Origin of the sequence: Pseudomonas sp. Ag1, from assembly GCF_000278565.1 — a bacterium.
GTDB lineage: Bacteria > Pseudomonadota > Gammaproteobacteria > Pseudomonadales > Pseudomonadaceae > Aquipseudomonas.
This window is the reverse complement of the sequence record NZ_AKVH01000111.1, coordinates 18,093-31,202: the sequence shown is the minus strand read 5'-3', so window position 1 is coordinate 31,202 and position 13,110 is coordinate 18,093. Positions and strand designations below refer to the sequence as shown.

Sequence of the window (13,110 nt, the reverse complement as noted above, 5' to 3'; positions counted from 1 at the left end):
ATTCGACCTGCTTTAAGCGAGGGTTCCAATGACAACGACAGTAGGTGACTTTCTGGTTGAACGGCTTGCCCAGTGGGGCGTCACGCGGATTTTTGGTTATCCGGGTGACGGCATCAACGGCGTGTTTGGTGCCTTGAGTCGCGCTAACGGCAAGATTGAGTTCATCCAGGCCCGTCACGAAGAAATGGCCGCCTTCATGGCTTCGGCCCACGCTAAATTTACCGGCGAACTGGGCGTGTGTATTGCCACCTCCGGGCCGGGTGCGTCGCATTTGATCACTGGACTGTATGACGCGCGTATGGACCACATGCCGGTACTGGCGATTGTCGGGCAACAAGCCCGGGCGGCGCTGGGCGGCCATTACCAGCAAGAGCTGGACCTGGTCTCGATGTTCAAGGATGTGGCCGGCGCCTTTGTGCAACAGGCCTTGGTGCCGTCGCAGGTGCGCCACCTGATTGACCGCGCGGTGCGTACCGCTGTTGGCGAGCGCCGGGTCACCGCGATTATATTGCCTAACGACTTGCAGGAAGCTGCCTACGAGCTGCCCGCCAGGACCCATGGCACGGTGCATTCCGGTGTGGGCTACAGCAAACCCAAGGTCGTACCCTATGACGCCGACCTGCAACGCGCGGCTGACGTACTCAATGCTGGCAAAAAAGTTGCGATTCTGGTCGGCGCCGGGGCACTGACGGCGACTGACCAGGTGATCGCCGTGGCCGAAGCATTGGGTGCAGGCGCCGCCAAGGCGTTGCTCGGCAAGGCGGTGTTGCCCGATGACCTGTCGTGGGTGACCGGCAGCATCGGCCTGCTCGGCACCGAGCCCAGCTACAAGTTGATGACCGAATGTGACACCTTGTTGATGATCGGTTCGGGTTTTCCCTATTCCGAATTCCTGCCCAAGGAAGGCCAAGCCCGCGGCATACAGATTGACCTGCAACCCGACATGCTGAGCCTGCGTTACCCTATGGAGGTGAACCTGCTCGGCGATGCGGCCGAAACCCTCGCCGCACTGCTGCCGCTGCTGGAACACAAAACCACGCGCACGTGGCGCAAAAAGGTCGAAGGCTGGCGCGCAAGCTGGGAGAAAACCCTGGAGAAACGCGCCCTGGCCAAGGCCAAGCCGATCAACCCACAGCGCGTGGTATACGAACTTTCGCCGCGCTTGCCCGACCACGCGATTATCACCAGCGACTCCGGCTCCTGCGCCAACTGGTATGCGCGTGACCTGAAGATCCGCCGAGGCATGCAGTGTTCGCTGTCCGGCGGCCTGGCGTCGATGGGCGCCGCCGTGCCCTATGCGATTGCGGCCAAATTCGCCCATCCGCAGCAAACGGTGATCGCGCTGGTAGGCGATGGCGCGATGCAAATGAACAACATGGCCGAGTTGATCACCGTCGCCAAATACTGGCGGCAGTGGCAGAGCCCGAAATGGATCTGCGCAGTCTTCAATAACGAGGACTTGAACCAGGTCACCTGGGAGCAACGGGTGATGGAAGGCGATCCCAAGTTCGAGGCTTCGCAGAACATTCCCGACGTGCCGTACCACCTGTTTGCGATCTCGCTGGGGCTCAAGGGTATCTTCGTCGAGCACGAAGAAGACGTCGCGTCGGCCTGGGAGCAAGCGCTCGCGTCGGATGTGCCGGTGTTGATCGAGTTCAAGACCGACCCCAACGTGCCGCCGCTGCCACCGCATTTCAAGCTGGAACAAGCGAAGAAATTTGCTTCCACGCTGCTCCAGGGCGATCCGGATGAGGCCGGGGTGATTGTGCAAACTGCCAAGCAAGTGCTGGCGAGTGTCTTGCCGGGGCGCGCGAAGCCATAGACAGCCCGCGCCGATAACAAAAATAACGAACTCCTGCGCACCCGCGCAGCCATATCTGTAAGGACATGGACATGAGAATCCGGCGATGACGCAGATTTTCAGGCGCTCGGCCGACACTTGGTTGCGCGTGGGACTGCTGCTGCTGATCGTCGGCCTCTCGGGAGGCTTGCTTGTGGCATTGACCCTGGAGGGCACCGACTACCGCACCGGGCGTAATTGGGTGGTCGAACAGCCCTTGCCCTTCAGTCATGCCCACCACGCGGGCGAGCTGAAGATTGACTGTCGCTACTGCCACAGCGCGGTGCAGTCCTCGGCTATCGCCAGCCTGCCGCCCACCGAAACCTGTATGAGCTGTCATTCCCAGGTCTGGAAAAACGCCGACGTGCTGGCGCCGTTGCGCAAGAGCCTGCGCGAGCATGAGCCGATGCACTGGCAGCGCGTGGTCGAGTTGCCGGACTACGTATACTTCCATCACGGCGTGCATGTAAACGCCGGTGTTGGCTGTAGCGAATGCCACGGCCAGGTTGACCGTATGCAACTGATGTTCAAGGCCCAGCCGCTGAACATGGGCCAGTGCCTGGCCTGTCACCGCGACCCGGCACCGCACCTGCGGCCGGTGGATCAGGTGACCAATATGCAATGGCGTAGCGATGAGGATCGCCGCGCGCTGGGTGAGCGGCTTATGAAGACGCACCCTATTGAAATCCGAGGTCTGACCGACTGCGGGACGTGCCACCGATGAGCGCGCCACTGGATTTCGCCACCTTGCGCGGGCAACTGGCCGGGCTCAAGGGCCAGGCCTATTGGCGCGGGCTTGAGGCGCTGGCGGCGTCCCCCGAGACCCAAGCGCTGATGGAAGCGGAGTTTCCGGGAGCGGCACCGTTGATGGACCGCCGAAGCTTCCTGCAACTGATGGCGGCCAGCCTCGCCATGGCCGGGTTGGCCGCGTGCGGCAAAACCCCGGAACAGGCCGTTACGGCGGTTAATCAGCCGGTTTCACTGACACCGGGTGTCGCCGCCTGGTATGCCACCGCCATACCCTTTTGCGGCGTCGCTCAGCCGGTGTTGGGCAAGACTGTCGCCGGACGCCCGATCAAGCTGGAAGGCAACCCCGAACACCCGATGTCCGGCGGCACCTGTGACGCGTTCACCCAGGCGGCGATCCTGCAACTCTATGACCCCGACCGCTCCCAGGCGCCGCGCTTCAAAGGCGGCGAAACCAGCTGGTCGCACGTGCTTGCGGCACTGTCGGGCATGCAACAGGCGCTGGATGGCGTCCACGGCAAAGGCCTGCACATCGCCTGCGGCGCCAGCAGTTCGCCGACCCTCGGGCGACAGCTCGATCAACTGCAAGAACGCTGGCCCGAGGCGAGGCTGTACCACGCTGAGGCATTCAACGAGACCGTCGCCCTGCACAGCAGCGAACGGGTGTTCGGCCAGCCGCTGAGCCCGCGCGTGCACTTCGAACAGGCTGACGTGCTGGTGTGCCTGGAATACGATCCGTTGGGCAGCGGTCCCCGCCAGACGGCGTTGCAGCGCGGCTGGGCCGAGCGGCGGCGGCGGGCGGCCAAAGGCGAGGGCGCCGCATTGGCGTTCGTGGCTGAAAGCATTCCAACCCTCACCGGCGCAGCCGCCACGGCACGCCTGCCGATTGCGCCATCACGCCTGCCGGACCTGTTGCTGGCTTTGAGCCAAGCCTTGGGCGAAACGCTTTCGACCACGACGCGCTTGACGGCAGCGCAGCAGCATTGGGTTGACGCGGCCGCCGCCGCGCTCAAGGCGCATCCAGGCCGAGGGTTCATCGGCGTCAGCCCTCAGGCGCCTGAGGCGCTGCAGGCGCAGGTCATGCACCTGAACCAGCGTCTCGGCCATCCGGACTGGCAGGTGCCGAGCCTGCTGGGTTATGCGCTGCAACGCCGTTGGGATTCGCTGGATCAACTGAATCGCGAGCTGACAGCGGGGCGCGTGACTCACTTGCTCATGCTTGATTGCAACCCGCTGCAGACTTCACAGCTTGCGCGCGACCTGCAGCAGGTGCCGTTCCGCCTGCACGCCGGGCTCTATTACGACGAAAGCGCCGCTGAATGCCACTGGCACCTGCCCCTCAACCATGCACTGGAGGGCTGGAGTGACGCCCGCGCGGCGGATGGCAGCGCCTGCATTGTGCAGCCGCTGATCGAACCGATGTACGCGACCCGTACGCTGCATCAGGTGGTCGACATGCTGTTCAACGCCGCGGAGGTCGATGCCCTGCAACTGGTGCGCGCCACGTGGGCGCATATCCCTGAGGCTCAATGGCGCCAGGCCTTGGCGGACGGCTGGATCGAACCGGCTGCGCCGCGCATAGAAGTCGCCGACGCGCCAGCGGCAACGCCCGCGTTGACCGACATCGACGGCCTACAGGCGGTCATCCGCCCGGACCCGACGGTGTGGGACGGGCGCTTCGCCAATTGCGGTTGGCTGCAAGAGTTGCCCAAGCCGATCAGTACCCTCACCTGGAGCAACGTGATCGGGCTTTCGCCGCGCCAGGCGGAGCAGTTGGGCCTTGGCAATGGTGACGGTGTTGAAGCAACCCTGGCCGACCAGGTCGTGCGCGGGCCCGTGTGGATCGAGCCAGGACAGGCCGACGAGGTCATCGCCCTGTACACCGGTTATGGCCGAACCCACTCCGGGCGTGTCGGTAACCACCTCGGCTACGCCGTCAGGCCGCTCGAACAGCTTTCCGTTGGCGCGACCCTGCGTGCCACGGGCGAGCGTTATCGGTTGGCCGCCACGCAGGCCCATCACCACCTTCCCGGCGATGAAGACCCACCCATCCGAGTGGTCGCGCGCGATGCGCCGCAACTGCCCACCGAATCGATTCCGGTGTCGCTCTACAGCCCGGCCGCCGACAGCGGCCCGCAATGGGGCATGGTCATTGACCTTGACCTGTGCACCGGTTGCAACGCCTGTGTCGTCGCCTGCCAGGCCGAGAACAACATCGCCGTGGTCGGCGCCGACCAGGTCGCCCAAGGCCGCAGCCTGCACTGGCTGCGCATAGACCATTACTACCAGGGCCCGCTGGAGGCACCGCGCTCACGCTTCCAGCCGTTGCCGTGCATGCATTGCGAACAGGCGCCCTGCGAAACCGGCTGCCCGGTCAATGCCACGGTGCACAGTCGCGATGGTTTGAATCAGATGGTCTACAACCGCTGCATCGGCACGCGCACGTGTGCCTCCTATTGCCCGTACAAAGTCCGCCGCTTCAATTGGCTCGACTACGGCGCTGATGCGGCGCCGTCACTCCAGGCCCAGCGCAACCCCGAGGTGACGGTGCGCGCCCGAGGCGTCATGGAAAAGTGCACCTACTGCATCCAGCGCATCAGCAGTGCGCGAATTGACGACAAGCAGCAAGGCGCTGACTTCGACCCTTCCGGCGTGGTCACCGCCTGCCAGCAAACGTGCCCCAGCCAGGCCATCCGTTTTGGTGACATCGCCGACCCGGCGAGCGCCGTCAGCCAGGCACGCCGGGACCCACGCCATTACCGCCTGCTCGAAGCCCTCGGCACGCGACCGCGCACCAGTTACCTGGCGCGGATCGAAGAGGAGGGCGCCGCCGATGAGCACTGAGCCGTTGCTGCACGACACCGTGCATTTCTTGCCGAAAGACCTGAGTGACCAGCAGGTGTCGCGCCAGGTGTTCGGGTCGCTGCAACAGTTCCCACGGCGTGTGGCCTGGCGCTGGTTGTTTGGCGTCGGCGTCGTGCTGTTGCTGGTCTACCTGGGCTCGGTCGCGGTGTTGTTGGCCAAGGGCGTGGGCATGTGGGGCAATAACCAGCCGGTGCTGTGGGGCTTCGGCATTCTCAATTACATCTGGTGGTTGGGCATCGGCCACGCCGGCACGTTTATTTCGGCGTTATTGCTGCTGATCGAACGGCCTTGGCGGCATACCCTCAATCGCCTGGCCGAATTGATGACGCTGATGGCGGTGATCTGCGCCGCGCTGTACCCGATCCTGCACCTGGGCCGTCCCTGGCTGTTCTACTGGACCATGCCGTACCCGAATGATATGGGGCTATGGCCGCAATTCAAGAGCCCCACTGCGTGGGACATGTTTGCGATCCTGTCGTACCTCACGGTGTCGGTGTTGTTCCTGCTGGTGGGCGCCATACCGGATTTCGCCACCGCCCGTGACCGCGCCAGAACGCCGCTGCGGCAAGTTCTGTATGGCCTGCTCGCGGTCGGTTGGCGCGGTTCGCAACGGCACTGGGCGTTATGGCGACGCACCACGCGGGTGCTGGCGATCCTGGCGATACCGCTGGTGTTTGCGGTCTCCAGCGGTTACTCGTTCCTGATGACCATGGGCCCCCAGAGCGGCTGGCATTCAACGTTGTTCCCGGCGTATTTCGTCGCCGGCGCGGTGTTTTCCGGGTTTGCTCTGGTGGCGTTGCTGGCGATTGGCGTGCGCTGGATGCTGTGCATCGAAAGCTTGATTACCGCGCACCATCTGGACATGCTCGGCCGCTTGCTGCTGGCCACCGGTTGGCTGACGGCCTACGGTTACCTGGCGGATCTGTTCATGCCGATCTACAGCGGCGATGCACATGAAATCGAGGTGCTGCTCACGCGCATCAATGGCCCGCATGCCTGGAGTTTCTGGCTGGCGATTGTCTGCAATGTCGGCGTACTTCAGGCGCTGTGGTGGCGCCAGGTGCGCCAGCAACCGAGGCGCTTGGCCCTAGTCGCGCTGACGGTGCTGGTGGGCATGTGGGCCGAACGCTTCATGTTGCTGATTCCGCCCCAGACTCGCGACCTGCTGGTGTCGAGTTGGGGCGACTATTCGCCAACGCTGTGGGACTGGTCACTGTTTATTGGCAGCTTCGGCGTATTTCTGGTGCCCTATAGCCTGTTCCTGCGGTACCTGCCGATGGTCTCGGCGTTCGAGGTCAAGCAGGCGCTGCATCAGGAGCGCGGCGATGGCTGACTGCCTGGGGCTGCTCGCGCGTTTTTCCGCACCCCGACCGCTGGTGGAGGCGGGGCTGCGCGCCTGGGACCTGGGCTATCGACGCCTGGACGCGTTTGCGCCGTTTGCGCTGGAAGCATTGGAGCCGGTATTGGCGGCCAGGGCCAACCGCGTGCCGCGCATGGCGTGTGTCGGCGCCGCAGTCGGCGCCGGGCTGGCACTGTTGATGCAGATCGGCTCGGTGTGGGTTTATCCGCTGAACGTCGGCGGGCGTCCGTTGATTGCGTTGCCGCAGTTGTGGGTGGTGACGTTTTTGTTCGCGGTGGTGTTTGCTGGCGCGGCGGCGGTGCTGACGTGGTTGATTTGCATCCGCCTGCCACGCCTGCACCATCCGTTATTTGCGGCAGAGGGGTTCGACGCCGCCAGTGATGACGGGTTTTTCCTGTTTATCGACGCGCGTGACCCGCTGTTCGACCTTGAAAACACCCGTGCTTGGCTGGCCGAATACGCGCTCAACGTGCAGGCGGTGCAACCGTGAGTCGCTGGCCGTGGGCGCTGTGCCTGGCGTTGCTGTGCAGTGGCTGCGATGATATGTCGCGTCAGGCCAAGGTGCTGGAGCAGCGCGCGGGTGCGTTGTTCGCCGACGGCCTCAGCAGCCGTCAGCCACCGGCGGGCAGCGTGGCGCGCGGGCAGTTGCAGCGCGAGGCAAGCGTGCAGCAGCGCCCGGCGCTGAGTGCGGCATTGCTTGCCCGGGGCGAGGCTGGCTATCAAACCTTTTGTACACCCTGCCATGGCCTGAGCGGGCTCGGCGATGGCTTGGTGGTCGGTCGCGGTTTTCCGGCGCCGCCGTCATTCATCGAGCCTCGGCTGTTGAACGCAACCGATGAGCAACTGATGCACGTCATCGCCCATGGGCAAGGATTGATGTATGGCTACGAATCGCGCATCCAGCCGCAGGAGCGCTGGGCCATCGTCGCCCATCTGCGCGTGTTGCAATTGAGCCAACATGCCGACCTTGACAGCCTGCCGGCGCCGCTGCGCCAGGCGTTCGGGGCGCACACGCAATGAAACGCCTGCCGCTGCTGGTCGCCATCGCAGCCCTCGGGCTCGCGCTGTTTGGCCTTTGGCAGCCGGCCTGGGTCGGCGCGGGCGCCCTGGCGGCGGCAGTGAATTGCACCAGCATCGTGCTCGGCTGCGTGCTGCTCGCCGTGCTGACGCCCTTGGTCAGCGGGCGCTGGCAACCGTTGCTGGAACCGGGCAGCCGCCTGGGCGCGAGCGCGGTGATCCTGATGGTGCCGATGCTGCTGCCGGTGCTGCTGGCAATGGCGTGGGTGTACCCGTGGTACAGCCAGGAGACCCAGGGTTTTCGCGGACTCTGGTTGTCACCGTGGTTTTTTGCGCTGCGCACCTTGCTGTATGCCGGGCTGGCTTGGCGGGTGCTGCGCTGGGCCGGTCGGCACAACGCCGCGGGGCTGATCCTCTACGGGTTGACGGCCAGCCTGGCGGCGGTGGACTGGCTGATGTCGCTGCAGCAGGAGTTTGTCTCCAGCATTTTCGGCCTGTTGTTGATTTCCAGGCACTTACTCGATGGCCTGGCGTTCGCCGGGCTTTGTGCGATGTGCTGGAACGTGGTGCTGTTGCCGGCCCGGCAGTGCGTCGTATTGCGTGGCCTGTTGGTAAGTGCCCTGGGATTTTGGGTGTATGTGCACTTCATGCAGTACCTGATTATCTGGTCGGTGAACCTGGAGCATGAAACGCTCTGGTATCGCCTGCGGGAAGCCGGGTTGTGGGGCGTGTTGACCGCTTTGTTGATGCTGGGGCAACTGGCGTGTCTGCTGGTGCTCGCGTCGCCGTGGGGCGCGCGGATGTGGGTATTGATGTGGGGCTGCGTGGCGATCCTGCTGCTGGGGGCGCTGGAGTCCATCTGGATCAGCCTGCCGTCGATATTCCCTGAAGCAGGCGCCGGCCCCGTGCTGACCGCCGTGCTTTGCCAGGGCGTCTACGCGGCGGGCCTGTTCATGTGGTGGCGTCGGCAATGGCAAAGGAGGCGCCATGACACCTGATTACCAACCCAACAATTTTGACGGCAAAAAAGCCTGGCGCGTGATCCTGCTGCTGTTCATGGCGGTTGCGCTGGCATTGGGTGGCGTGGCCTGGCTGTTGAGTGGCTATCGCCAGCATGCGCAACAGCCGCCCTTGAGCGAACTGGAACGCCAGCGCCTGCTGCCGCCCGAACCGCGCTTGCAAGCCAACCCCAGGCAGGCCGGCGAAGCACAACTCGCCCGCCAGCGCGTGCACCTGGACAGCTTCGGCTGGGTCGACCGCGAGCGTCACATCGTGCATCTGCCCTTGGCGCAGGCCCGACAGTTGATGCTGGAGCGAGGCTGGCCTGCACCAGAGGACGATGGCCATGAGCATTAAACCCGTGCTGGCGCTGCTGGCGTGCCTGGTGTTGCAACCGGTCATGGCCCAAGGCTTCGACCCGTTTACCGCCGCCGGCATCGACAGCAGCCGCGTGGGCAGCCGCCTGGCCCTGGACACGCGCTTTACTGATCAGCACGGCGGCTCGGTGCGCCTGGGCGATTTGCTAAACGGCCAACCGACGCTGCTGGTGCCGTTGTACTTCCGCTGCCCGAATGTGTGTGGTGCGGCGCTCTCGACCTTGTTCAGCCAACTGGCCAACCAGCCTTATCGCCTGGGACGGGACTTCCAGGTCATCGCCTTCAGCTTCGACCCGCGTGAGGACGTGAGCGCCGCCCGCGAAGAACTGGCCAAGCTCAGCCAGCACTGGCCGGCATTGGCCAACGCGCCCGGCCTGCACCTAATGACCGGCGACGCGGCTGCCAGCCAGGCTTTGGCCGACTCGATCGGGTTCGGTTACCGCTTCGATCCGCAGCAACAACAATACGCCCACAGTTCGGCGGTGGCTCTGGTCACCGCTGACGGACGTTTGTCGCGCTGGCTTTATGGCCTGGGCTACCAGGCCAGCGACCTGCGCCTGGCACTCACCGAAGCCGGGCAGGGTAAGCTCGGCGCAATCAAGGAGCAGCTGTTGTTGCTGTGCTACCACTACGACCCCCAAAGCGGCACCTACAGCAGCCGGATTATCTTGTTGCTGCAAGTGGCCGGCGTCGCCACCGTGTTGGTGCTGGGCCTGTTTATCGGCGTTGCCGTGCGCCGCGAACGTCGGAGGGCGCCATGAACGAACATTTCCTGCGCCTGTGGCCGGCGCAAGCCTCGGATTATGCGGTGTCGGTGGATTGGCTGGTGATTGGCTTCACCGCCATGATGGCGCTGTTTGTGGTGCCGGTCTTCGTGGCGTTGTGGGTGTTTATCTGGCGCTATCGACGCGGCCGCGTGGCAGACCGCGACCACCGTCCACAAAGCAATCTGCCCATTGAACTGGCCTGGATCATCCTGCCGTTCATTGGCTCGCTGGTGGTCTTCCTGTTTTCCGCGCGGTTGTTTTTCATCGCGCGTACGCCGCCGGATGACGCGTTGGAAGTGCAGGTCACCGCCCGGCAATGGATGTGGAAATTCCAGCACCAGGGCGGCCAGCGCGAGATCAACACCTTGCATGTGCCGGCCCGGCGCCCGGTGAAGTTGACGATGATTTCCGAGGACGTGATCCACAGTCTGTTTTTCCCCAGCCTGCGCATCAAGCAGGACGTGCTGCCAGGACGCTACAGCATGCTGTGGTTCCAGGCCGAGCACAGCGGCACCTACGAGGTGTACTGCGCCGAATACTGCGGCACCGACCATGCGGCCATGCTGGCACGCCTGGTGGTGCTGGACCCCGCCGACTACGAGCACTGGCTGACTGAAAACGGCAGCGCCGCCGACCTCGCCAGCCAGGGCGAAACCCTGTACCGCCAATACGGCTGTGGCAGTTGCCACGATTCGGGCAACGCGCCGCGGCTGGCCGGGGTGTTCAATCGCACAGTACAGCTGGCCGATGGGAGCCAGGTGAAGGCTGATGAAGCCTACCTGCGCGACAGTATCCTGTTGCCGCAAAAACAACTGGTGGCCGGCTACCTGCCGATCATGCCGACCTACAGCAACCTGCTGGACGAAGAGGCCGTGCAGCGCCTGGTGGCCTATCTGCGCGCACTGCCTGGAGATCCCAAATGAGCCAACCCAGCTACCTGCATAAACAAGGTCTGCGCTCGTGGTTCCTGACCCGCGACCACAAGCGCATCGCGGTGCTGTACATGCTCACCGTGACCTTCTTTTTCTTTGCCGGCGGACTGGCGGCGAGCCTGATCCGTATTGAACTGGTGACCCCGGAAGGCGACTTGCTCACCGCCGATGGTTACAACCGCGCGTTTACCCTGCACGGGGTGATCATGGTCTGGTTTTTCCTGATTCCCTCGATTCCCAGCGTGTTCGGCAATTTTCTGGTGCCGATCATGATCGGGGCCAAAGACATGGCGTTTCCGCGCCTGAACCTGTTCAGTTGGTACCTGTTGCTGGGCGGTGGTTTGTTCACCCTGCTCGCGCTGCTGTTGGGTGGGGTCGACACTGGCTGGACCTTCTACACGCCGTTGTCGACGATGTTCAGCAACGGTCATGTGGTCGCGGTGATTTGCGGGGTGTTTATCGCGGGGTTTTCGTCGATTTTCACCGGCGTCAATATCATCGCCACCGTGCATACCTTGCGCGCGCCGGGCATGACCTGGATGCGCCTGCCGCTGTTTATCTGGTCGATGTACGCGACCTCAATCATCCTGGTACTGGCCACGCCGGTGCTGGCGATCACGCTGGTGCTGGTGGCTGCCGAGCACCTGTTCAACATTGGCGTGTTCGACCCAAAACTGGGCGGCGACCCGTTGCTGTTCCAGCATTTGTTTTGGTTCTACAGCCACCCGGCGGTGTACATCATGATTTTGCCGGCCATGGGCGTGGTCAGCGAACTGATCACGGCGGCGGGGCACAAGCGCATTTTTGGTTATCGCTTTGTCGCTTGGTCGAGCGTGGCGATTGCTGTCATTGGCTTTTTGGTATGGGGCCATCACATGTTTGTGGCCGGGCAGTCGATGTACGCGAGCCTGGTGTTCTCGCTGTTGAGTTTTCTGGTGTCGATTCCATCGGCGATCAAAGCCTACAACTGGAGCGCCACGCTGTACAAAAGTGACCTGACGCTGCACGCACCGTTCCTGTTCGCCCTGACCTTTATCGGCTTGTTCATCATCGGTGGCGTCACCGGGCTGTTTCTCGCGCTGCTGGCGGCAGATTTGCATGCGCACGACACGTATTTCGTGGTCGCGCATTTTCACTACATCATGGTCGGGGCGGCGGTGGCGGGGTACTTTGGCGCGCTGCATTTCTGGTGGCCGAAAATCACTGGCCGGCTGTACTCGCAGCTGTGGGGCAAGATCACCGCGATCCTGATTTTCTGCGGGTTCAACCTGACGTTTTTCCCGCAGTTTTTGCTCGGCTACCTGGGCATGCCCCGGCGTTATCACAGCTATGACCCTGACTTTCAGTTCCTCAATGTGTTGTCCTCCGCCGGCGCGTCGATCCTGGCCGTGGCCTACGTGCTGCCGTTCTTTTACCTGCTGGGCTCGTTGCGTTGGGGCGAGCGGGCGCCCATCAATCCCTGGGAGGCTGCCGGGCTTGAGTGGCGCGTGGCATCACCGCCGCCAGTGCATAATTTCGAAGCGTCGGTGACGGTGGATTTCGAAGCCTACGACTATTCTCCCGAGGCGCGTCGTGATCCGCTCTGACGAGAAACCGGCCGAGCCGTTCGTGGCCTGGGCCCAGCAGCGCGACGCCGCACGCCTGGGCATGTGGCTGTTCCTGGCCAGCGAAGCAATGATGTTCGGCAGCCTGATCATGGTCGCCTGGTTGCTGCGGTTGCAGCACCCGGACGGGGTGGCGGAGGCGGTGGCAGGGCTGCATTACTGGCTGGCGGCCGGCAATACGTTCCTGCTGTTGACCAGCAGCTTGCTGTTGACTCTGGCGATGGCCGCCGGTGAGCCGCGCCGCGTGCGTCACTGGCTGCTCGGCGCTGCACTGTTGGGCGTGCTGTTCCTGGGCTGCAAGGGCATTGAGTATGGCTTGGAGATTCAAGAGGGCGTGTTGCCTGGTTTCGCCCAGGCATCGCATTGGCAAGTGCCCTCGGCGCAGTTGTTCATGAACCTGTATTTCATCGCCACGGCGCTGCACGGCGTGCATGTGCTGGTCGCCGTCGGCCTGGCGCTGTGGCTGTACCGTTCGCTGGGACGCGGCACGCTGGCGGTGCATCAGGCCGACACGCGGCTGGAAATGATCAGCCTGTATTGGCACTTGGTCGACGGGATCTGGATTGTGTTGTTCCCCACCCTCTACTTGGTAGGGCGTTGAG

12 protein-coding genes are annotated in these 13,110 nt (G+C 63.6%); all 12 read left to right on the top strand.

The genetic code is table 11. The features are described from left to right. Positions 1–28: 28 nt before the first annotated feature. The 12 genes from A462_RS04625 to A462_RS04675 all read left to right on the top strand — a co-directional run bounded on the left by A462_RS04625 (position 29) and on the right by A462_RS04675 (position 13,109). On the top strand, positions 29–1,822 hold the full coding sequence (locus A462_RS04625; protein ID WP_008438666.1) for a thiamine pyrophosphate-requiring protein: 1,794 nt from the start codon (positions 29–31) through the stop codon (positions 1,820–1,822). Positions 1,823–1,907: 85 nt separating this feature from the next. Continuing rightward, positions 1,908–2,564 carry an ammonia-forming cytochrome c nitrite reductase subunit c552 gene (locus A462_RS04630; RefSeq protein WP_008438665.1) on the top strand — a complete coding sequence of 219 codons (657 nt, stop codon included), beginning with the start codon at positions 1,908–1,910 and terminating at the stop codon, positions 2,562–2,564. Then, positions 2,561–5,431, top strand: coding sequence for a TAT-variant-translocated molybdopterin oxidoreductase (locus A462_RS04635; RefSeq protein WP_008438664.1), 2,871 nt, complete (start codon positions 2,561–2,563; stop codon positions 5,429–5,431). Before A462_RS04630 ends, A462_RS04635 begins: the two co-directional genes overlap by 4 nt. Further along, positions 5,421–6,785 (top strand): NrfD/PsrC family molybdoenzyme membrane anchor subunit, encoded by a 1,365-nt coding sequence (nrfD, locus tag A462_RS04640; RefSeq protein ID WP_008438663.1) that lies wholly within the window; start codon positions 5,421–5,423, stop codon positions 6,783–6,785. Before A462_RS04635 ends, nrfD begins: the two co-directional genes overlap by 11 nt. Next, positions 6,778–7,302, top strand: a complete 525-nt coding sequence (locus tag A462_RS04645) for a DUF3341 domain-containing protein (protein WP_008438662.1) — start codon at positions 6,778–6,780, stop codon at positions 7,300–7,302. The genes nrfD and A462_RS04645 overlap by 8 nt, the downstream gene beginning before the upstream one ends. After that, positions 7,299–7,832 (top strand): c-type cytochrome, encoded by a 534-nt coding sequence (locus A462_RS04650; protein WP_008438661.1) that lies wholly within the window; start codon positions 7,299–7,301, stop codon positions 7,830–7,832. The genes A462_RS04645 and A462_RS04650 overlap by 4 nt, the downstream gene beginning before the upstream one ends. Continuing rightward, positions 7,829–8,827, top strand: coding sequence for a hypothetical protein (locus tag A462_RS04655; protein ID WP_008438659.1), 999 nt, complete (start codon positions 7,829–7,831; stop codon positions 8,825–8,827). Before A462_RS04650 ends, A462_RS04655 begins: the two co-directional genes overlap by 4 nt. Next, positions 8,817–9,185: a hypothetical protein gene (locus tag A462_RS32945; protein WP_008438648.1), complete on the top strand. Its 369-nt coding sequence runs from the start codon at positions 8,817–8,819 to the stop codon at positions 9,183–9,185. Before A462_RS04655 ends, A462_RS32945 begins: the two co-directional genes overlap by 11 nt. After that, the gene (locus A462_RS04660; protein WP_008438646.1) at positions 9,175–9,966 is read left to right on the top strand and encodes an SCO family protein; all 792 of its coding nucleotides are present in this window, start codon (positions 9,175–9,177) and stop codon (positions 9,964–9,966) included. Before A462_RS32945 ends, A462_RS04660 begins: the two co-directional genes overlap by 11 nt. Then, on the top strand, positions 9,963–10,895 hold the full coding sequence (coxB, locus tag A462_RS04665) for a cytochrome c oxidase subunit II (protein WP_008438645.1): 933 nt from the start codon (positions 9,963–9,965) through the stop codon (positions 10,893–10,895). Before A462_RS04660 ends, coxB begins: the two co-directional genes overlap by 4 nt. Further along, positions 10,892–12,490 (top strand): cytochrome c oxidase subunit I, encoded by a 1,599-nt coding sequence (locus tag A462_RS04670; RefSeq protein WP_008438644.1) that lies wholly within the window; start codon positions 10,892–10,894, stop codon positions 12,488–12,490. The genes coxB and A462_RS04670 overlap by 4 nt, the downstream gene beginning before the upstream one ends. Beyond that, the gene (locus A462_RS04675) at positions 12,477–13,109 is read left to right on the top strand and encodes a cytochrome c oxidase subunit 3 (RefSeq protein WP_008438643.1); all 633 of its coding nucleotides are present in this window, start codon (positions 12,477–12,479) and stop codon (positions 13,107–13,109) included. The genes A462_RS04670 and A462_RS04675 overlap by 14 nt, the downstream gene beginning before the upstream one ends. Position 13,110 lies beyond the last annotated feature (1 nt).

Coding starts and splice junctions, on each gene's coding strand:
- A462_RS04660 (WP_008438646.1), top strand. CDS start 9,175: ATGAGCATTAAACCCGTGCTGGCGCTGCTGGCGTGCCTGGTGTTGCAA.
- A462_RS32945 (WP_008438648.1), top strand. CDS start 8,817: ATGACACCTGATTACCAACCCAACAATTTTGACGGCAAAAAAGCCTGG.
- A462_RS04645 (WP_008438662.1), top strand. CDS start 6,778: ATGGCTGACTGCCTGGGGCTGCTCGCGCGTTTTTCCGCACCCCGACCG.
- A462_RS04630 (WP_008438665.1), top strand. CDS start 1,908: ATGACGCAGATTTTCAGGCGCTCGGCCGACACTTGGTTGCGCGTGGGA.
- A462_RS04625 (WP_008438666.1), top strand. CDS start 29: ATGACAACGACAGTAGGTGACTTTCTGGTTGAACGGCTTGCCCAGTGG.
- nrfD (WP_008438663.1), top strand. CDS start 5,421: ATGAGCACTGAGCCGTTGCTGCACGACACCGTGCATTTCTTGCCGAAA.
- A462_RS04635 (WP_008438664.1), top strand. CDS start 2,561: ATGAGCGCGCCACTGGATTTCGCCACCTTGCGCGGGCAACTGGCCGGG.
- coxB (WP_008438645.1), top strand. CDS start 9,963: ATGAACGAACATTTCCTGCGCCTGTGGCCGGCGCAAGCCTCGGATTAT.
- A462_RS04655 (WP_008438659.1), top strand. CDS start 7,829: ATGAAACGCCTGCCGCTGCTGGTCGCCATCGCAGCCCTCGGGCTCGCG.
- A462_RS04670 (WP_008438644.1), top strand. CDS start 10,892: ATGAGCCAACCCAGCTACCTGCATAAACAAGGTCTGCGCTCGTGGTTC.